The sequence below is a fragment of the Chitinophaga skermanii genome (assembly GCF_003259335.1).
GTDB lineage: Bacteria > Bacteroidota > Bacteroidia > Chitinophagales > Chitinophagaceae > Chitinophaga > Chitinophaga skermanii.
The window spans coordinates 605808-626297 of record NZ_QLLL01000004.1 but is presented as its reverse complement, the minus strand read 5'-3'; the positions used below and the strand labels follow the sequence as shown (position 1 = coordinate 626297).

Below are 20490 nucleotides of genomic sequence, written 5' to 3'. Positions count from 1 at the left end.
TCCTTTTGCTCTTCTGGTGTCATGGCTATTTCATTTATTGTGGTAATTACCGCAATATCGCCCCTAAACCGCTTTTTCCAATTTTTTACATCATGATTCTTTATGCCGTATTTAACGGCTAGCTGCGATACACTTAAATTACCAGTTTCGTAGTCACGCACCACCATGCGCCTAAATGAATCATCATAACTCGATTGACCACCCCCAAGACCTTTTAGTCCAAATAATTTGCTTCTTTTCATCATTTTTCATTTGTGGGTGTAAACTTTTTGTAGGACTAGACACTAGCATATGGCCAATCAAATTTGGAAGATAGGAACAGGTAGGCTGTTCTCTATTGGCCCTTAGTTTTTTTCTATATAGGTGGATGTATTTAATCGCTAATTTTGCTATTCAACAATTTTCGTATGGAAACAACAACACCTGCTACACCTAGCAAATTCAAAGTGTGGATGAAGCGTATCGGCTTTTGGGGATTTATCTTCTTCTTGCTGAAAGGCTTGGCTTGGTTAGCGGTGGGTTACTGGTTTGTTAAATAATTACCTGTTTTACAGTCCTTTATCAATAAAATCGAAAGCCCGTTTCTCCGTCCAGTAATAAGGATCACTGAATGTTACGAACCCAACATGGCCACCATTCCCCGGTGTTTCTAAGAAGAAGTGGGGATTCTCTTCGGCGGCATCAAATGGGAAGCATCCTTCCCCTAAAAAAGGGTCGTTTAAGGCATTTACCAGCAAGGTAGGAATACTTACCTGGTGCAAGAATTGTTTCGAACTGCTTTTCTCCCAATACTCCAACGCGTTATTAAAGCCATGAATAGGCGCCGTATACCGATCGTCGAACTGTCGGAAGGTTTTGATCTCCTTAAACCCCGTTAAGCTGATTTTACCGGGAAATAAGGCCGATTTTAAACGGAGCTTCTCTTCCAAATTGCGGATGAAGCGCGTCATGTATATCACATTATGCGGCTTCTCCAACTCTACCGAGCTATCCATTAAGTCACAAGGTACTGATATGGCAACGGCACTGCGAATGCGCGGGTCGATGTTTTTACCTTGTTCACCCACGTATTTAAGGGTTACGTTGCCACCAAGGGAGAACCCTACGATGTGGAGTTGTTCGTATTGTTGGAGTGAGAAGATGTAGTCGATCACCGTGGCAATGTCGCCGGTATCGCCGCTATGGTAGAAACGCATTGCGCGGTTGGGTTCGCCACTGCAACCACGGAAGTTCATTGAGATGGTATCGTAGCCACCTTTGTTGAACATATGTACCATGCCCATCACGTATTTACGGGTGGAATTACCTTCTAGGCCGTGCAAGATGAGTACGGCTTTTTTGTTGTTGCGGGAAGATAGATCCAAATCGAGGAAATCGCCATCCGGGGTATCTATCCTACGGCGCACGTAAGGGGCCGCATCGATACGACGGAACAAGGTGGGGTATATGGTTTGCAAATGCCGGTTGGTTAGAAAAATCGGCGGTTTATATGTTGATGTCGACAATACTGGCATACGCACTACAGCTTAAAATCTGCCTAAAATTAGGGGTAATTCCCCGGTTCACAAACTAAACTTCCAGGCGGGGCGCGGGTTTATATGGTTTTTTCGAATGATAATACACGAATTTATAATGCAAAAGCGCCGTTCCTATTTACTGGGAACGGCGCTTGTAAAAGGGATATAGCAAGGTTATTGATAAAAGGCGAAGCTATGTGCAGCTTTCAAGTTGTTGTTTTTCTTCGTCATGTTCACCCGGTACACTTGTTTGCCCCAGCTTTGTATAAAGCGTGGGTCTTCCAATGGGAACGGTTGCACGGAGGCTTCCAACTGTGTAGGGTCGTACTCCATGGTGAGCATGTTGCCATTGTCGCCCGTGAAAACGAGTTTGTTTTTTTGGATCGTTACCGGCACGGCGGAAATGAAGTGAATGGTAGTAGGTTGTTCGGTAGCTTGGAGTTCGTAGGCTTCTTTCAGCACGATGCGCTTCTTAGTACGATCGAATTGGAAGCTACGCACCCAGCTTTTTACAGCAGCATTGGTAGGATACGCGGCGGCGATATCTATTTGCAAATTGGTTTGCTTAGGTGTGGTCGTATACCCTAGCACTTTCGCAGCGTATTGGCGACCGGCTTTTTGTTGTTCGCCGTTCACGGTAGGACAATTATGCCATTGCGATTGCATGTTCCAAATATCGTAGCGTTTGCTGCTGAAAGTTTCTTTTGTATAGGTGCCTACGCCAATGTCGATAATCACGGGTTTACCGTCGGCATAGATAATGAAATTACCTACGTCGTTGTGGTTATGACTTTCATCGTTATGCCCACCTTTTACAGCGAGGAATAAACCTTTTGTGCTGCCGGCTTGTGAGCGGGTGGTAAGCACTTGTAAATTAGGCATCCACGATACTAATGGCAATACGGGTCTAGGTTCGTATGATTTCAGTACGGGTGCTACATCTACGTTTACGAGGAAATTCGTAAAGTTATCGTCGAGGATATTTTGTTTTTGTAGGCTGAAGATATAAGCGGCAAACTCTTTCATACCTTGGTCGTTGAACACTTCGCCGAATTGTAGTACGCTTTCTGCGTGCGGGTAATTCTTGGGAGAAGCATCGGCGAAATCGACCATGTAGTTTTGCGCGATGTGCATCTTGTATACGTAAGTACCCATGTTATGTAAAAGCGGGTATTGTTGGAACTTCAATGAATGTTGCGATACATCATCCAACAAATACATAAATCGAATCATTTTACCGGCGGCTTCGTTCCAATAGTTGGGTCCTTCATCACAACCGCCATCATCGCCATAAGCATTGATCCAGAAATCGGTGCTTTGCATGATTTTCGGCAAGAAGGTTTGGAAAGAAGCGGCATTATCCCAAGTTAGCAAAGCTACTTGCAATGTATTCGTATTAATCCAAGGATTCCAATTATTCACGATCTTACCGTTGAAACCCATCCACCACATATCTGTTCTTTCCATGTAAGGCGTTAAGGCGCGGCGTTTTAATTCATACAGCAAGCGTTTGGTTACCATTGGAGCATATTTTTCCAATTGTGGCGCTAGCATGTTGTAAATATCGGCTACCATGGCGGAAGAACGAGCGCTGTATAAATCGATGTACCCTTCTGTAACATCGGGTAAACCGCCACCTGCTTTCTGAGCACCGATATGCGCTGGGGCAACCCAGCTCGACTCTTCAAACATGGCCCATAAGCCATTCACGAGTTGCGGGATATAGGTGCCTTTATTGGTGAGTAGCTCCCCTACTGCTAGGCGGGTAATATTTGCGCGGCGTTCATTGTGTTTATCTTGCCAATTAGTTCTATTGCCATTCACTTGGTATTGGTTGTACAAAGTAGCCGTTAATGTAGGCCAAGTATACTTATTCGCTTCCTCGGCTTGTGCAATGGCTTTTGCCTTCACCTCTTCCGGCAAACTGTTGATCGCTGCTACCAGGTGTTGTTTCCTTTCAGCCCGCCAAGTGGGTAGGTAGTCGTATATTTCCTTTGCTGTATTGGGTTGTAAGCTGCGAGATAAGTAATTCCTAGCTTCTTGGGCTTGTACGGAACAACTTATCATTGTTGCCATAACGAGCATGCTACCCATTTTCAATAATTTCATTCGTGCTTGTAGTTTTTTTTACTTGCGTGGAAAAGTAATTCAAACGTTTGCATAAATATGCGCACTAAAGGTAAAACCTGGGGATAAGTATTGCAACTGTGAAAGAGATAAAAATGGGGGAATATTCCGAAATGCTAGATAAGCGGTTAACTACGATTATCAACGTTTCCCGGCGGAATGGGCGTTTTACATACACGCATAACCTTCTCTATACAACAGCATACAATAACGTTTATGCAAACGATCGGCAAATTGATGCTTCTTCAAATACTAATCCCTCCTTTACTTGTTGTTGATATTGTGCGCCCCAAGCATTGATCACCCGTAACATAGGGATCATCGATTGCCCAATTTCGGTGAGTTCATATTCCACCCGTGGTGGCACCTCGGGGTAAACGGTTCTTTCGATAATTTTCGCCTTTTCCAGTTCTTTCAACTGCAAGGCGAGCATGCGTTCCGATACTAAAGGCATTTTCTTTTTGATTTCGGAGAAACGGGATTTGCCTTCCAACAAGATCCAAAGGATATTCAATTTCCATCTGCCACCTATAAGAGCGAGGGTTACTGCTGTACCGCAAGTGGCGTTGATGATGGTTTCGTTGAGGGTATATGTGGAGTTCGATTTTCTCATTATTTATGTATTTCTACTTTAAAATTACGGGAAATGCAGGGTGTAAGTACGTTCTTGTGAAAGTATGCTAGTTGTATGACATTCGCGCTGTTTTCTTGCTATTGTAAATCCCAATGTGTTACTTTCTTTGCTTCTCCAAAGAAAGTAACCAAAGAAAGGAGGAAAAACGGCGAAAGACTGCGTCGCCGTTTTATCGGGATGTCGATGGGGCTTTGGTGCTACTGTGGTGAAGGGCATTGGGATTTCTTTTTGGGGGAGTTTGTTGGGAGTGGTGGGATGAGATGGTTAGATCGTTTACCCCTTTAGTGCACTACCTAAAAGGGGGGTAAGAGTCAATTATTGTAATTATTGTCCGAGGGTGCGGGTAAATGATAAGGAGCCTAGTTGCCAGGCGTTTTTATTGTTGATGTATACTTCGGTTACGATGAAGGGGTTGGTTACCTCATTGCCGCCGACTACTGCTAGTAGGCGAATTTGGGTGAGTACGATGGCGGTGTTGTCTATAATTTGCACACTTGTTTGTTGTATGTCGGCGTGTTTGTAATGGATACTACCGGTGCGGATTACTTCCAGTTCACGGTCTTTGCCCCAGCTGCCTCCCATGTGTACGAATACTGATTTAGTGTTGAATAGCATGTTGAGGGTGTCGACTTGCTTATCGGCCATCCAACGCCATTTTTCTTTTGATAGAGCGATGATACCATTTTCTGTATCAGCACTGGTGATGGTGTATCCTGCTGATGAGATTTTTTGTGCGTTTGTTGTTGTAGACAATAGCAATAATAGGGATACTGTGAGTATGGGTAATACTGCTAATAGTTTTTTGTTTTGCATACTTGTTGGAATTATTGGGTGATTGGGGTTTTTAGTGATTGTATTCATCGTCTGAAACTGGTTCCAACCACACTGTTTCACCTTTTTCTCGTCCAGTGATAGCGACTTGTACAAATGGGCTATCGGCACTTGCGCCATGCCAGTGGGCTATATTGGGAGGGCATTTAATGGCCTCACCTTTTTTGATGATTTTCTTTGGGCTGCCTTTTTCTTGGTAATAACCTACCCCATCGATCGCTAAGATGATTTGCCCCGCGGGGTGCGAATGCCAGTTCGTTCTTGCTCCCGGTGAAAAGGTAACACTTCCTACAGCATTGGGGTTACTGCTATCGGCTACTACTAAATTCTTCAACCACACATCCCCTTTAAAGTTATTATTAGTGATTTTATCACCTTTATCAAATACGTTTGCTGCGTTGTTAGAAGCAGGTTGCTTGGGTTCACCACAAGAAAGCAGTGCTATTCCTATTATTCCTACAAAAGCTAGCAGTGTAATTCTATTCATGACCATACCATTCATTTTAAAGATTTTCGAAAAAGAAGCTTTGTAATTTATCAACGGCTTTCGACACGTATACAGGCTTCCAATATGTTTCAATATGCGTGGCTCCTTCCAATAAGAATAGTTCTTTCTTCTTGGATTGAGTGGCTTTGCTGAAGGCTTCGTCGCTCATGTATTTTGTATCTGCTTCACTGCCAACAATCATCAATAGCGGTTGATCCAGCAATTCAATACTAGCGGTAGCATCCCAAGTCATTAAATCGAGCAAGCTACTTTTCGTGTATAGGAAGGTGGAGTTGGGATGTGCATGCGTTCTGTAATAGTATACGAAGCCTTCTTTATAGAGTCCTGCCGGTGTAGCAGCTATTTGTTCATCAGTAACACTCGATACACCCATGTATTCTATTTTACCGCCGGCTGCAGCTTGGGCACGGGCGGCCGACGCTTGCTGTAAACGTTCTTGAATGGTGGCTAGCTGTGTGTTTTTAAATCCATTCCGGCGTACTTCACCAGAATTGAACATACTTAAGGTGGCTATGGCTTTGAAGCGTTTATCCGATTGTGCCGCTTTCAAAGCGTAACCGCCTCCACCACATATACCTAAAACGCCCAAACGGTTGGCATCAACACCGGCATACTGGGCAATGTAATCCGCCATGCCATGAATATCTTCCGTGCGAGATGCAGGACGATCGGTATGGCGAGGTTCTCCTCCACTGGCGCCTTGGTAGGCGGCATCTGCAGCAATGGTGATATAGCCCAATTCGGCCAACTTTTGTGCGTATAAACCAGCTGTTTGTTCTTTTACACCACCGTTAGGGTGTGCCACTACTACTGCCGGGTATTTCTTACTAGCATAATACGATGCTGGTGTATATACGTTGGCGGCGATGGTTATGCCATTTAGCTGGTATGTTACGGGATGGATATTTACCTTTCCTTTTACATTTCCTGTTATAGCACCTTCGTATACGAGTGTGTATGGATTCTTTTTACCGTCTTTCTGTTGGCCTGTTTGTGCGGTCACTGTTTCTGTGACTGCCATCGACATGGAAAGCGCTATGATGGATGTTAATTTTTTCATGTTCTATGCGTTTAAATCGCTTATTTGTCGAGGCCTTTTGATTTGAGCCATTTCGATAATAAGTCGGCTATTTCAATATTGTTAAGATCTGAAAATGGGAAGTGAGTATTGCCTTTCACCCCTATTTCCGGTAAATGCACAACTGTTACATCGCCACCGTGCTTGTTAACTACATCTGCCCACAGTTTTGCCATGGCTAACCTAGCCCTCCAACCGTCGGCACCGGGATTGTTAGGATCGAGTTGTGTAGGTATGTTATCGCCGTAGTAAATGATAATGGGAATTTTGGTCAGCTTTAGGAATTCTTCTTTCGCTACTACTGTAGGTTCCAATGGACCGGCAGAACTAGCAATGGGTGCGGGTGCTTCGCCTGCTGGGAAAGGGAATCCTGATCCTGGTTCGTACGATGCAATGGCACGGATATGCGTATTTTTCATGGCTGTTATCCAACCAAAACCACCGGAGTGGGAATGGGTTACCAGTACGAGATCGCCGATTTTACCTGCTAATGCAGCTGTTGCGTCGGTTACCACCGTTGGATCGATAGCACCAAGGCTGGGCGTCATAGAGCGGAAATATTGATTGAGGGTGGCGGAGTCTTTGGAGAACTGTACACCCGGGAAGTAGTTCGGCCAAATGCCAACACGGAAGGTACCGAACCATGATTGCTCATCGGGTACCGGTTTAATTGTAGCCTCTACAGTGCTACGGCCTGCGTTTCCTCGGCGTGGTTGATCCATTAAGTATACACTAAATTGGCGTCGTAGGAAAATATTTTGAAACCCTTCGCGGCCATCAGGTGTTGTTTCCCAAGTTTTGGAGAACTGGCCGATACCATGCCAGAATACCAATGGCAGCTTTCTTGCTTTTACGGGTATTTGGTAAAATACGTAAGCGTGATCGCCATGGAAGGTTTGTCCATCTACACCGCGTTTTACAGGATCGTATACACCTGGTGCTGTTATTACAGACCCACCAACAGCAAAACTGCCTTGTTCTTCAATCATCAATGGCGCTTGCTTCTTTGTTTGTGCCGGTAGTGTTATTGTTGTGGTCACCAAACAAGTGGTTACTAAAAGAATGCCTAATATTTTCATTTGCCTGGGTTATTTTGTTTGTGGTGTGTTCGTCAATGCTGTTAATACTTCTTCTGTTGCCTTCGCGTCTTCTTCTCCAATCGTTCCTGCTATTACCTTCACGAAATCTTGTAACTGCATTGGCGTTAATCCAATATGCAGGCAAATGCCGAGGTGACTTTTTAACATCGGCTCTACGCCGCCAATACTACTTAGTACCGAGATCGTTACCAGTTCTCTTTCTGTATAATTTAGCACGTCGCGTTCGAATAAGTCGGCGAACAAATGTTCCTTTAGGAAGACTTCTATTTCTGGTGAAAATACAGCATAAGCGGCCTTGGGAGAGCTTGCAGAAGTGCCGGAGAGTTTTGCTAAGATATCTCTTCCCCTGTCGTATTTAGAGCGATTATCTGTAATAGGTGAAGCTGGGTTCCCCCATTTATCTGTTATTCCTTTTGCCTTTCTATCTTCCAACACCGTCATTAAAGTTTGTAACCCACGTATACTTCTTGGGAAACCGCAATAAGCGTATAAATGCACAATAGCCTCTTTCAGTTGGTTTACGGTAAGGCCTGCATCCAGTGCTTTGTTTAGTTGTACTGCAAGTTTCGGTAAATCACCTTTCGCTGTAGTGGCAGCTACAGATACGAGGTTTCTTTGCTGAGGCGTTAGTGTTGTGCTATCTGCTTGGGCCGTGGCACCTTGTACAAGTCCTGTTATCAGCATAAGCGTTAGTATTATTCTTTTCATATTATCTAATATCATGGGCCAGCCTGTTTTAGTAGTGCTTCCGTTAACAATGTAAAGTTCGGCCTTATTGGGGGCCTAGAAGTATACATTTCACTTCTTGTTCTACCAAAATAACAGTTTAACATTCCTAAAAGAAGGATCGTCATGGCTATTTGGTATCTTTAGTATCGAAAAATTTAGCACCATGGGTATAGTGAGATTCGATACAATTAGTCAATATAGCACCTTCAACAACCATGAAACATTGCATCCGTTGGTGAACGTAATAGACTTATCTAAAGCGGCACCACGGCAATTTTCGCGGATGAGTTATGGTTTTTATACTATTTTCCTCAAGCAAATAGTGTGTGGCGATCTTCGTTATGGTAAACAATACTACGATTACCAAGAAGGTACTTTGATTTTCCTGGCACCGGGGCAGCTCATTGGTGTAGAGAACAATGGCGAATATTACCAACCACAAGGGCATGCCTTGGTTTTTCATGCCGATCTGCTGCTAGGTACATCACTTGGTACGCATATCCAAGAATATTCATTCTTCAGTTATGCCGTAAACGAGGCTTTACATTTATCGGAGAAGGAACAACAGATCGTGTTCGATTGTTTCAATAAGATCAAGTATGAATTGGAGCACGCGGTAGATAATCATAGTAAGCAGCTCATTGTTGCGAATATCGAGTTGTTTTTAAAGTATTGCAAGCGTTTCTATGATCGCCAGTTTATTACCCGCGATGCTGTTAACCGGGGTGTTTTAGAGAAATTCGAGCAGTTATTGAACAACTATTTCCAATCGGAATTACCGCAAAAAATTGGGCTTCCAACGGTTGCCTATATGGCAGCAGCGCTGCATCTATCGAGTAATTATTTCGGTGATTTGATTAAAAAAGAATCGGGGCAATCGGCGCAAGAATACATCCAAGCGAAGATTATAGAAGCTGCCAAGCAAAGGCTTTATGATCCGTCTAAAACGGTGAATGAAATAGCGTACGAGTTAGGCTTTAAATACCCGCAACATTTCAGCCGTTTGTTCAAACAGCGGGTAGGTGCTACACCGCTTGAATTTAGGAATGCTGAGCATTAGGCGTATAAAATATTCACTATAAACAACAAAAGGGAACCAGTGGTTCCCTTTTGCCATATGTGTAATCGCTATTACTTCGCGATTTCGATTTTCACCTTTTTATTCTTGATTTTGTGGCCTTTGATAGCATGCAGCACGTGGCTGGCTTTGCTTTTACGGATGGCTACGAAAGAAGCGAAGTCTTTTACTTCGATGAGGCCGATATCTTCTTTGCGGAGGTCCCCTCTTTGGGAAAGGAACCCAACGATGTCGATTTTATTGACTTTATCTTTTTTACCGGCGGCGATGTAGAAGGTGGTCCATTTCGGCTTTTCTGGGATTTCCAGGTTAGCAGGGAGTTGGATTTCTTCGTCTACTTGGGTAATATAGGCAGGCAATTTCTCTTCTGGACCTAAGATTAAAACCGCTGTACCACTTGCTTCCATGCGGGCAGTACGACCATTACGGTGTGTGTACACATCTTCTGTTGTAGGAAGGTGGTAGTGGATGATGTAGCGGATGAACGGGATATCGAGGCCGCGTGCTGCAAGGTCGGTTGTTACTAAGAAATTCACCGTACCGTTACGGAATTTACACAGGGCGCTATCGCGTTCGTGTTGTTCCATAGCACCGTGGTAGTATTCGTTTACAATCCCTTGTTCCGCTAAGTATTCGCTGGTGCGTTCCACGCTTTCGCGGTGGTTACAGAAGATAATGCTTGGGCGGGCACCGAAGTAGCAGAGTAATTCGAAAAGGGTTTCGAGTTTGTCTTTATCGCCAGATTGTACGGTTTTAACTTCTAAGCGGATGGTTGGTGTGCCATCTGCGGGTAAGAAGTTCAATTCTGCAGGGTCTTTAAGGCCAAGGAATTCCGGGATTTCTACCGCTTCTGTAGCAGATGTGAGCATACGGTGTTGGATGTTTCTTAAGGCATCTACAATGAAAGATACTTCTTCTTGGAAGCCTAATTCCAACGATTTATCGAACTCGTCTAACACGAGGGTGTTGATGGTTTCGAGCGTAATATTTCCACGGCGGATATGATCTTTGATACGACCAGGCGTACCGATGATTAATGCCGGTGCTTGTACTAAGTTATTTTCTTCGATTTCGCGTTTATGGCCTCCATAGCAAAGGGTTACTTTAAAACCGGTTTGCATCGAGCGGAATACTTTATCGATTTGGATGGCTAATTCGCGGGAAGGTACGATGATCATAGCCTGGGTCGTTTTCACGGCAGGGTCTAATCTAAACAACAAAGGCAATAAGAATGCTAAGGTTTTACCGGAACCTGTGGCCGATAATAACACAACATTATCATGTTGCTCGTTGGCTTCGATGGAAGCCTTTTGCATCTCGTTTAATTCATCAATACCGATCGCCTCTAAAATGCGGGCGATTGTTTCATTTTTCTGTTGCATCGGGGCAAAGTTGAGATTTTTCGTGCGCACAGCCTAACTTCCGGGGGAAATTTTAAGTGGCGCTTTAACAAAACACCCGGCATGTTAGGCATACCGGGCGTTTCGTGAATATTTTTATTTCTTTTTTCTCCTGGCTTTCTGTAATTCCTTCTCGTGTTGATCGATTAGTAATTGCCAGTTGTCGTTTGGTGTTTCTTCAGAGAAAGCAATCGTTTCACGGTAGTCGTTCTTATCAATTTTCATTTCATTGATAGGCTTACCGATGAATTTCTCGATTTCTGCCAGCATTTTCTTTTCTTCCGTGCTTACGAAAGAAATGGCTTGTCCTTTTTGTACGCCCCTACCCGTTCTACCTACGCGGTGTACATAGTTTTCGGCTACGTCGGGTAAATCGTAGTTTACCACGTAATCTACGTTCGGGATATCGATACCGCGGGCGTTTACATCCGTGGTGATCAATATTTTCACATCGCCTTTACGGAATTCATCCATCACCGCTAGGCGGTTGTCTTGTTCTTTACCACCGTGCATGGTAAGGCTCGGAACACCTACGCGGTCCATCGCGGCAGCTACCCTTTCCGCGCGTACTTTCGTACGTACGAATACGAGTATTTTCTTTTCCGGGAACTCTTTCACCAATCTTTCCAAGAAGAAACGTTTATCGTCCATTTCGATATAAGCCAAGGCATGGCTTACATTCTTCGACACGGGATCATCTGGAGAGATTTGGATACGGATCGCGTTGCGTACAACGGAATACGCGAGTTCTTTAATGTCTTTATCGAGCGTTGCAGAGAAGAACAAGGTTTGATGATGACGTGGGATGTGTTTGAGTACATCGCGGATATCGCGGATGAAACCCAAATCGAGCATATGATCCGCTTCATCGAGGATCAAAATATCGACATAGCTAAGGTCGATATGGTTTTGATTGATCAAATCGAACATTCTACCCGGTGTAGCAATCAATACATCTACCCCGCGGTTTAATGATTTAATTTGGCTATCCATTTCAACACCGCCTACAAGGCCCAAGATGTTTAAACGGGTATATTTGGCCAAGGACTCGAATACGCCGGCAATTTGGATGGCTAATTCGCGGGTAGGCACCATCACTAGGCAGCGTACCTCTCCTTTGGATTTCTTAATGGGTTTTTGTTGTAACATATGCAGTACCGGGATGGCGAAAGCAGCTGTTTTACCTGTACCCGTTTGCGCAATAGCCATCACATCTTCCCCTTTTAAGATAGAAGGAATGGCTTTGAATTGAATGTCGGTCGGACGTTTAAAGCCCAACTCTTCTAAACTGCGCTTGATTTCGTGCGATATGTTGTACTGTTCGAATTTCATGTGTTAATACCATGGACGAATGGCGTCCAAGTATGCAAAGGTAGTTAAATGCGGCGAGAACGCCGCGAAAGGGAGGCTAGGCAGGTGAATTATTTAGTGAATAGCTTGTTAATTCCAAAAAATAGCAAGACCTTTGCAGCGCAATTTTAAACAAAACCTCGACAAACATTGGGTCATGTAATATCACTGGCATAAGATTTCTCACCATCCTGCTTCACACTTCGAAGCGGCCAGGGATTCTATTTTTTCACTTTCCGTACAATATTGGTTCGTAACTTGTATAACAGGTTAGCTAGGCTATTTGATTGTGCGCCTTTAATTACCCAAACATGACAAGCCAAGGAAAATACGGTAGAACGTACCATTACCCATTTTCGCCCGGCACTACCAGCGACGACCGTATTAACCACGGTTACTGGCAGGATGTGCAGCACATCCCCACCCTCGTACACACCGAGAAATTGGATGGCGAAAACAATTGCTTAAATAAATACGGCGTATTTGCGCGGTCGCATGCTGCGCCCACCACTTCGCCGTGGACAAGCACCTTGCGTACCTACTGGCAATTAATAAAACGAGAACTCGGCGACTTAGAGATTTTCCTCGAAAACCTGTATGCCGTGCATTCTTTACACTATACAAAACTGGACCATCATTTCTACGTATTTGCTGTACGCGAAAACGGGTTATGGCTGAGTTGGGAAGAAACGAAGTTTTACGCCGCCATGCTAGACTTACCTACCGTGCCGGAAATTAGCATCTTCCCCACCCCGTTACAGCAAACACACTTTGAAAGCGAAGTATTACAAATCGTGCAAGGCCCTGGTGCATTTGCCCCGGTGGATACTATTTCGCTGCAACCCAGCACGATGGAAGGTATTGTAACAAGAAATGCAGCTGCTTATAGTGTAGATGCTTTCGCCCAAAACGTATTCAAATACGTGCGCAAAGGGCATGTAAAAACTGATGAACATTGGACGCGCAATTGGAAACGTGCGCCCTTACAAAATGAAGGAGGTGCCATATGTGGCAATTAACAAATACACGATCGATGGATCAATTAGCGACCGAATTCGATTGGGTGGCCGATATGAAAGGGGTACCCCAAGATGCTATTCACCATGCCGAAGGCGATGTTTTCGTGCATACAGGCATGGTATGCGCTGAAATGGAGCAACTGATCCTTCAACACAATATCAACGAACAAGATGCGCATATACTTCGTGCTGCTGCGTTATTACACGATGTAGAAAAACGTTCTACCACCATCATAGAACCGGGTGGACGCATTACATCGGCCACGCATGCACGAAAAGGCGCCGCTACTGCTCGTCAACTTTTATACCGTAACATAGCCACCCCGTTCGCTATTCGCGAACAAATATGCGGGCTTGTGCGCTACCATAGCTTACCCTTATGGGCTATTGAAAAGCACGATCCGCAACGCAGTGTTGTAGAAGCGAGCTTTCATGTAAACACATGGCATTTATCCTTATTGGCACAGGCCGATGTATTGGGTAGAATAAGTGCAGATCGAGCCGAGTTGCTGTTAAAAATCCAATTATTCGAACAACTTTGCTTAGAAAATGAATGCCTAGGTCGGCAACGAGCCTTTACCCATGAAAACGCGCGCTTCCACTATTTCGATAAAGGGGGTGATATCAACTATGTGCCATTCGACGACTTTGGTTCGCAGGTAGTATTAACATCTGGCTTACCCGGCGCCGGTAAAGACACGCATGTGCGCAAACATTATGCTGATTGGCCCGTGATTAACTTGGACGATATTCGGAAAGCCCATAAGATTTCGCCGACTGATAAAAGCGGGAATGGCACCGTCATTCAACTAGCGAAAGAACAAGCCAAGCAATATTTGCGTAAGCAACAAAACTTCGTATGGAATGCCACGAATATTACCCAACAAATGCGCGCGCAACTAGTGAGCCTTTTTGTTACCTACAAAGCACATGTAACCATTGATTACATAGAGGTACCGTATAAAACGTTGCTAAAACAAAATAACAACCGCCCAACCGCCATACCTACGGCTGCATTGGAGCGATTGGTGAACAAATTAGAAGTACCTACCGTGTTTGAAGCACATACCGTACGCTACTTTGTATAATAGTACGCCTTCCGTTGCCGGAAGGCGTTTTTCGCAATATGGAATTGAACCGTGGGCATGGAAAATTTGTAATATGTTTAAATGTATTATGCTATGCGGAAATGGATGAGAATACTTGCCATCGTTGGAGGATCGTTACTGGGACTAATTGTACTGTTATGGTTGGGCTTTGCTTTGATTATACAACAGCAAAAAGCTTCCTTGTTGGCGCAGATAAATACAAAGATCAACGAAGAGTTGAATGCCACTGTTGTGATTGAAGATATGGAACCATCTTTGGTAAGAAGTTTCCCGAATATTTCTGTATCGTTGGAGAAAGTGAGTGTGAAAGATAGCTTATGGAGTGTACATCATAGGGCCTTGTTAGAAGTAGATCGCATTTTTGTGAAGGTGAATACATTTGCTTTGTTGAAGAAGAAAATAGATATCCGGCAAATTACCTTGGAAGATGGCACCATTTACATTTACACAGATACCAGCGGGTATAGCAACACGGATATTATTCGTTCTCATGAGCATAAGAACAAGCAACAAACCGGGCATACCGATGTATCAAAGTTTGAGCTAAACAATATCCAATTTGTAGTAGAGAACAAGCCCAAGCACAAGTTTTTCCAATTCGACATTCAGCACCTAGAGGGCAATACCGAGGAACGGGATACTATGTTAGATATACGCTTGAAGCATGATATTCTTATAAAGGAGATGCAGTTCAATACAGAAAAAGGGAGCTTCTTAAAGGATAAATTATTGGCCGGTAAATTATTGTTGCACTTCAACAAAAAACAACGGGCGCTTGTCATTCCCCACCAAGACATTCGTTTAAACAAACAAATTTACAGTATCGATGGGCAGTTCTCGATGGCGAAAGAAAATCGCCAGTGGGGCCTTAATATTGTTGCCAATGAATTGCGTTTTGAAGAAGCGATGAGTATTGTTTCTCCTAGTATTTCTAAGAAACTGGATAGTCTTTCATTTAAGAAACCTTTAGATATTAAGGCACAACTGGTGGGCATTATGCATTACCCCGATACACCGTTAATCAATATTCAATACCAAACCCAAAACAACGAAATTGAAGTAAAAGGTAATACGCTCACCAATTGCAGTTTTACAGGCACCTTCAATAATGACCTGCAACATGGTAAAGGTCATAACGATGAAAATACGCAACTACAAATACACGGTTTCAAAGCCGATTACGCTACCATTCCATTAGTGGCAGATACTTTGATTGTAACGAATTTGAAGCACCCTGTTTTGCAAGGCTGGTTTCGTTCCTTCTTCCCATTATCTAATTTGAATGAATTATTAGAAGGCACGTTTGCCTTTACGAGTGGCGAGGCGAAAGCTCAATTGTATTACAAAGGCGGTATTAAACGCGGCGATACCATTGTGCCCCATTTATCGGGAACGGTAGCGATACAAAAAGGTGCCTTGACGTACTTACCACGCAATGTACAATTCCACGATTGTTTTGCTACGCTTGATTTTACGGGTACCGACTTATACTTTAAAGAAGTGAAAGTAGCGAGCCAGAAAAGCCAGTTGCAATTGGATGGCTCGGTGGCGAATATCACCAATTTGTATTTCCATGATCCTGCTAAAATATTGCTGAATTGGAATATCCGTAGTCCTAAGTTAGACTTGAATGAATTCCGTTCATTTATTGGTATTCGTAGTGGTAGTAAGAAGCCGGTATCGACCAAACAGAAGCGCAAGAACATGTCGAAATTTGCGCACCAAATGGATATCATGTTGGCGGATTGTAGTGTTGCGATGAACGTGGCGGTTGATCAACTATTGTATGAAAGATTTACAGCGCAGCAGGTTCGTTCGGCCTTAACGCTCACCCAAACAGGCTTACATGTGCAACAATTGCAAGTACAGCATGCCGGCGGTTCGTTACAGGCAACGGCAGATATGGATTTCGCAGGGCAAGCCAATGCATTTAAAGTGAACGCGAACATTAACAATGTACATATCGACCAGCTATTCTATGCATTCAACAACTTCGGCTTAGATGGTTTATCATCTAAGAACCTACGGGGTATTTTACAAGCAAAGGCAAATGTGAGTGGTCGTGTTTTGGATGATGGAAAGATTGTACCGCGTTCGTTGTATGGCACCGTGGCATTTAACTTACGGAAAGGAGCCTTGGTAAACTTCCCTCCTTTGCAAGGCATTGCCGACTTAATGTTTGCGAAGCGGAATTTAGACAATATCCAGTTTGAGAACTTGCAGAATACGTTGCAGATTAAAGGCAACAAAATTGATATTCCGCCGATGAAGATTTCTTCTACGGCTATCAATATAGATTTACAAGGCACTTACGGGATGCCGGCGGGTACAGACATTTACATGGATGTACCCTTACGTAATCCGCAGAAAGATGCCGACATTACTGATAAAGCGGAGAAAGCGAAAAGGCGTCAAAAAGGGATCGTGTTGCATTTGCATGCAACCGATAATGGGAAAAGTGGGCCTGTGAAGATTAAATTGGGGAAGAAGAGGGATGGGTAAATAATCTTCAAAGGTGAATTACAATTGTAAAGACAAGAGGTTGTATCATGCTGTTGATACAACCTCTTAGTTATTTAGTACAGGAACTATATTAACGTCCCCATTTCACATTAATATCATGCTTTTCTGCATAGGCTTTCCCTTTCTCATAGAGTGAACCCATCAGTGCATCTACTTTAGGTAAATCATCTTTCTCCACTTTTGCCAGCAAAGCTTCTTTCCCCGGTGAAGTTGACTTCGCATCGCAAAGTTTAGCGTATTGCATGTATTCGTTTTTGTACACGGGCAATGCTGTTTCGAACAGCGCAATAGCATTTTCTTTGATGGCTTTTTGATCATCGTCGCCGGCATTGAGATCTTTAATTTTCTTCAAAGCGGCTTCTATTGATAGAATTTTGTTGTTTACGACTTGTTGCGCTTCGTCGCCTTTCGGGTTATTCTCTGGATGGTTGGGATATACAACCGTGTATTGTTCCAAAGATTTACCGAAATGGCGCGGTTCGAAATCGTGGATAAGGTTCGAGTTCAATACGGCTTGGTCGAAAAATTCTCCCGGGCTTGCGGACTGGCAGGAAACGGTTAACAAGAGTACGAATGCTACTACGAGTTGTTGCAATGGCTTCATCATAAATCGTCTTACAAATATGGTTATCAATTAAAAGAAGCTGCAAATATAATGGAATCATTTTATTAAACAGGACTCCTATCCTATTACCTATACTAAGTTGTGCAGTTTTACATATTGTAATAGCATAATGGTTTTCCCATCTTTAATTTCGCCTGATTCGATCATTTGTAAAGCTGTAGCGATGGGTATTTCTAATACTTCAATTTCTTCTTGTTCGTGTTCTAAACCGCCACCTGTGCTAGTTTGCATATTGGGGGTGTATTCGGCAACAAAGAAGTGCAGGATTTCTGTAACAGAGCCGGGCGACATATAGGCATCGAATACCTTTCTCACATCACGCACGCGGAACCCTGTTTCTTCTTCCGCTTCACGGCGGATGCATTCTTCGGGGCTGTTCTCATCGAGTAACCCGGCACAGGCTTCGATGAGCATACCTGTACTATTGCCATTAATGAATGTGGGCATACGGAATTGGCGGGTAAGAATAACATTCCCATTGGCAGGATTGTATAATAGGATCACCGCACCATTACCTCGATCGTATGCTTCGCGGGATTGTAGTTGCCATGTACCATCTTTCTTTTTGTATTCGTAGGTAAGTTTGTACAGCGTGTACCAGTTGTTAGACAACACTTCTTTAGAGAGAATATTTATACTAGGTTGCATATAAATGATTACTTTTGATCAAATTTGATAATAATAATCAAAGATACTTCAATATGGGATACCAGGAAAGAAAAAAGAGCATCTTAAAGATTTTAGATAAACGGGAGAACATGGAAGTGCAAGAAATTGCAGATGCACTGGATATATCGGCGGTTACCATTCGCAGGGATTTGCAATTGATGGCCGAGGAAGAGTTGTTAATTAGAACACATGGCGGCGCCATGAAAGCGCCTCCCAAGCATCCCTTTACAGCTTTTACCGATAAAGCAAACGTGGCAGCTACAAGGAAGAAACATATCGGCCAGTTGGCGGCTACCTTGGTAAAACCGGGTGATACTATTTTCTTGGATTGCGGTAGCACCGTGTTTGCCATGTGTAGCTATTTGAAGGATATTCAGCCATTACGCGTGGTAACGAACTCCCTTCCCGTGGCGGCGGCCTTTATGGACATTCCCGGCATTCAAGTAAATATAGCCGGTGGGGAAATGGACGGCAGTCGTAAAGCTGTTCACGGCACGAAAGCCATAGAACATATCAAAAGCTACCATGCCGATAAAGCGTTTATCGGTACAGATGGCCTTTCTGTTCAACATGGTTTAAGTGCACATAGCGAGAAAGAAGCGGGTATTAGCATGGCAATGGCCGGCAGTGCCAATAAATTGTATGTATTGTGCGATTCTTCAAAGATTGGGAAAGATAGTTATATGAAATACGCGCCCCTCTCTATTATGACGGCCTTGGTAACGGATAAGGAATTATCGGCTGAGCAGTTGGAAGGGTTACAGGGAAAGAAAGTGAAGGTAATGAAGTAGTCACATGAAAATGGGAGATTTACATGTATAATTCGACGTACTTTAGAACAACCTAAAGTTACACCTATGAGTATGTCTATGCAATTCCGCACGGTACACGACCAAGATATTGCCGCTGTGGAATTAGATCCTATGAAACTGGAGATTTTACATTATGGAGAAATACTTGATCCATCCCTATTGGACGACCTCGATGCAGATGAAAAAGAAGCGCTTATTACATGGGCGCCTGCTGGTAGATACACTATTTTCTATGTAGAAGCAGCCTTCCAATCTTTGCATTATTTGCTAACGGGGGAAATGGAAAACGGTAAAGGCCACTTTCCGTTGAACTTCATTTATGGCGATAGTCGCCCAACCGGGGAAATTGGCTGGGGAAAGGCGCACTTCTATACCGCTTCCGAAGTACAGCAAATAGCCGGTGCATTACACGGGCTTGATATAAAACAGCTTCGAGCGAGGGCAATAAATGGTTTATCGGAACAGGTTGTAGATTATTTGCTAGAAGTAGTAGAAGAATTGAAAGATTTTGTACAAGCAACGGCCGATAAGCAGCTTGGACTGTACCGGGTAATTGTGTAGTTGGCTATTAGAAAGGCAAATGGATTTTATACTTACATTTGCCTTTATGATTGATCTCACGCATGCCGAGCAACAAATTCAATGTGTAAACAGTTTCCAAGAACTGGTGTCGACCCCTTTCCAAGGAAGGGTGAATGCCATGTGCTGGGAAAGAACACTCGTGGGCGATTTTGCGGAGATTGTTCATAAGATAACGTTAACTGAAAATGTAACGGTTGTTGACTTAGACGAGCTATGTGCGCTTGACTTGACAAAGGAGGGACAGCTTGCCCGGGCAATACTTTTACAAGATTTCCAATTACTGAAAGATCACGGGGCATCGCCGGTGTTGAATGTAATTAGTTATTACGACCGCGATGATATTGTTCCTTTTTTCCCTACAGATGTATACTCGTACCATGTAGATCGCTCCCCTATTCCTACCGACACCATCTTATGTACTTACCATGGCGACGCCAGTGATATCTTACCCAATTCGCAAGTTCAACAGAAAATAACCATTCCCTCCATACGGGCAGCATTGATGGAGCTTTACGAAGGAGCTGCAGAAGACTTTGCATCGTTCCTAAGCGACAACTTCTTCGATTTACATTACCAAGCCAATCCCGGTGCTATTCCCATTAACCTAGGGCAAGGTAATTTATGGCGACTGGCAGTTGATCATCCCGGCAGTAAAGTACCCCCTTGTGTGCACCGTGCGCCCCATGAAAGTTCTGGAGAAAAGCGGTTATTAATGATTTGCTAGTCCTTCATGGCACTCGCCCCTATTTTCGTACCGGGTATCCTTCACTTGGTGTAAAAAAGTTTATGCACTTCACGG

21 protein-coding genes are annotated in these 20490 nt (G+C 43.7%); 8 read left to right on the top strand and 13 right to left on the bottom strand.

Annotated elements, in window-relative coordinates; all coding sequences use genetic code 11:
• Positions 1-242: transposase (locus LX64_RS13275; RefSeq protein WP_158538614.1), on the bottom strand; the 242-nt coding region annotated here is incomplete at its 3' end.
• Between the two features lie 165 nt (positions 243-407).
• Here LX64_RS13275 and LX64_RS13270 point away from each other — a divergent pair.
• Positions 408-539 (top strand): alanyl-tRNA synthetase, encoded by a 132-nt coding sequence (locus LX64_RS13270; RefSeq protein WP_111598126.1) that lies wholly within the window; start codon positions 408-410, stop codon positions 537-539.
• Between the two features lie 9 nt (positions 540-548).
• On the opposite strand, the gene LX64_RS13265 is transcribed toward LX64_RS13270, so the two are convergent.
• The 8 genes from LX64_RS13265 to LX64_RS13230 all read right to left on the bottom strand — a co-directional run bounded on the left by LX64_RS13265 (position 549) and on the right by LX64_RS13230 (position 8518).
• Positions 549-1457, bottom strand: a complete 909-nt coding sequence (locus tag LX64_RS13265) for a YheT family hydrolase (RefSeq protein WP_211324807.1) — start codon at positions 1455-1457, stop codon at positions 549-551.
• Positions 1458-1691: 234 nt separating this feature from the next.
• On the bottom strand, positions 1692-3626 hold the full coding sequence (locus LX64_RS13260; protein ID WP_111598124.1) for a heparinase II/III domain-containing protein: 1935 nt from the start codon (positions 3624-3626) through the stop codon (positions 1692-1694).
• A 232-nt stretch (positions 3627-3858) separates the two neighbouring features.
• Positions 3859-4257 carry a winged helix-turn-helix transcriptional regulator gene (locus LX64_RS13255; RefSeq protein ID WP_111598123.1) on the bottom strand — a complete coding sequence of 133 codons (399 nt, stop codon included), beginning with the start codon at positions 4255-4257 and terminating at the stop codon, positions 3859-3861.
• 345 nt (positions 4258-4602) lie between these two features.
• Positions 4603-5091, bottom strand: coding sequence for a nuclear transport factor 2 family protein (locus LX64_RS13250; RefSeq protein WP_111598166.1), 489 nt, complete (start codon positions 5089-5091; stop codon positions 4603-4605).
• 31 nt (positions 5092-5122) lie between these two features.
• Positions 5123-5596 carry a cupin domain-containing protein gene (locus LX64_RS13245; RefSeq protein ID WP_245952647.1) on the bottom strand — a complete coding sequence of 158 codons (474 nt, stop codon included), beginning with the start codon at positions 5594-5596 and terminating at the stop codon, positions 5123-5125.
• 16 nt (positions 5597-5612) lie between these two features.
• A complete protein-coding gene (locus LX64_RS13240; RefSeq protein ID WP_111598121.1) occupies positions 5613-6677 on the bottom strand; it encodes an alpha/beta hydrolase in 1065 nt (354 codons plus the stop codon).
• Positions 6678-6697: 20 nt separating this feature from the next.
• Positions 6698-7774: an alpha/beta hydrolase gene (locus tag LX64_RS13235; protein ID WP_111598120.1), complete on the bottom strand. Its 1077-nt coding sequence runs from the start codon at positions 7772-7774 to the stop codon at positions 6698-6700.
• Between the two features lie 9 nt (positions 7775-7783).
• Positions 7784-8518, bottom strand: a complete 735-nt coding sequence (locus LX64_RS13230) for a carboxymuconolactone decarboxylase family protein (RefSeq protein WP_211324806.1) — start codon at positions 8516-8518, stop codon at positions 7784-7786.
• 169 nt (positions 8519-8687) lie between these two features.
• Here LX64_RS13230 and LX64_RS13225 point away from each other — a divergent pair, with 169 nt between their 5' ends.
• Positions 8688-9584, top strand: coding sequence for a helix-turn-helix domain-containing protein (locus LX64_RS13225; RefSeq protein ID WP_111598164.1), 897 nt, complete (start codon positions 8688-8690; stop codon positions 9582-9584).
• Between the two features lie 71 nt (positions 9585-9655).
• On the opposite strand, the gene LX64_RS13220 is transcribed toward LX64_RS13225, so the two are convergent.
• Both LX64_RS13220 and LX64_RS13215 read right to left on the bottom strand, forming a co-directional pair.
• Positions 9656-10984: a DEAD/DEAH box helicase gene (locus tag LX64_RS13220; protein ID WP_111598119.1), complete on the bottom strand. Its 1329-nt coding sequence runs from the start codon at positions 10982-10984 to the stop codon at positions 9656-9658.
• A 114-nt stretch (positions 10985-11098) separates the two neighbouring features.
• Entirely contained in the window at positions 11099-12334 is a 1236-nt protein-coding gene (locus LX64_RS13215) for a DEAD/DEAH box helicase (RefSeq protein WP_111598118.1), read from the bottom strand.
• A gap of 329 nt (positions 12335-12663) precedes the next feature.
• Between LX64_RS13215 and LX64_RS13210 the strand changes: the two genes are divergently transcribed.
• The 3 genes from LX64_RS13210 to LX64_RS13200 all read left to right on the top strand — a co-directional run bounded on the left by LX64_RS13210 (position 12664) and on the right by LX64_RS13200 (position 16982).
• Positions 12664-13371, top strand: coding sequence for an RNA ligase family protein (locus LX64_RS13210; protein WP_111598117.1), 708 nt, complete (start codon positions 12664-12666; stop codon positions 13369-13371).
• On the top strand, positions 13359-14459 hold the full coding sequence (locus LX64_RS13205; RefSeq protein WP_111598116.1) for an AAA family ATPase: 1101 nt from the start codon (positions 13359-13361) through the stop codon (positions 14457-14459). Before LX64_RS13210 ends, LX64_RS13205 begins: the two co-directional genes overlap by 13 nt.
• A gap of 93 nt (positions 14460-14552) precedes the next feature.
• Positions 14553-16982, top strand: a complete 2430-nt coding sequence (locus tag LX64_RS13200; RefSeq protein WP_158538613.1) for an AsmA family protein — start codon at positions 14553-14555, stop codon at positions 16980-16982.
• 91 nt (positions 16983-17073) lie between these two features.
• Here the strand turns inward: LX64_RS13200 and LX64_RS13195 are convergent, their stop codons facing one another.
• Together LX64_RS13195 and nudK are read right to left on the bottom strand one after the other, a co-directional pair.
• A complete protein-coding gene (locus tag LX64_RS13195; RefSeq protein WP_111598114.1) occupies positions 17074-17610 on the bottom strand; it encodes a hypothetical protein in 537 nt (178 codons plus the stop codon).
• A gap of 87 nt (positions 17611-17697) precedes the next feature.
• A complete protein-coding gene (gene nudK / locus LX64_RS13190) occupies positions 17698-18276 on the bottom strand; it encodes a GDP-mannose pyrophosphatase NudK (RefSeq protein WP_111598113.1) in 579 nt (192 codons plus the stop codon).
• Between the two features lie 53 nt (positions 18277-18329).
• Between nudK and LX64_RS13185 the strand changes: the two genes are divergently transcribed.
• The 3 genes from LX64_RS13185 (at position 18330) to LX64_RS13175 (ending at position 20415) form a co-directional block, all read left to right on the top strand.
• Positions 18330-19088 (top strand): DeoR/GlpR family DNA-binding transcription regulator, encoded by a 759-nt coding sequence (locus LX64_RS13185; RefSeq protein WP_111598112.1) that lies wholly within the window; start codon positions 18330-18332, stop codon positions 19086-19088.
• Positions 19089-19160: 72 nt separating this feature from the next.
• A complete protein-coding gene (locus LX64_RS13180) occupies positions 19161-19670 on the top strand; it encodes a DUF1877 family protein (protein ID WP_158538612.1) in 510 nt (169 codons plus the stop codon).
• A gap of 46 nt (positions 19671-19716) precedes the next feature.
• Positions 19717-20415, top strand: a complete 699-nt coding sequence (locus LX64_RS13175; RefSeq protein ID WP_111598163.1) for a DUF1826 domain-containing protein — start codon at positions 19717-19719, stop codon at positions 20413-20415.
• Positions 20416-20490 lie beyond the last annotated feature (75 nt).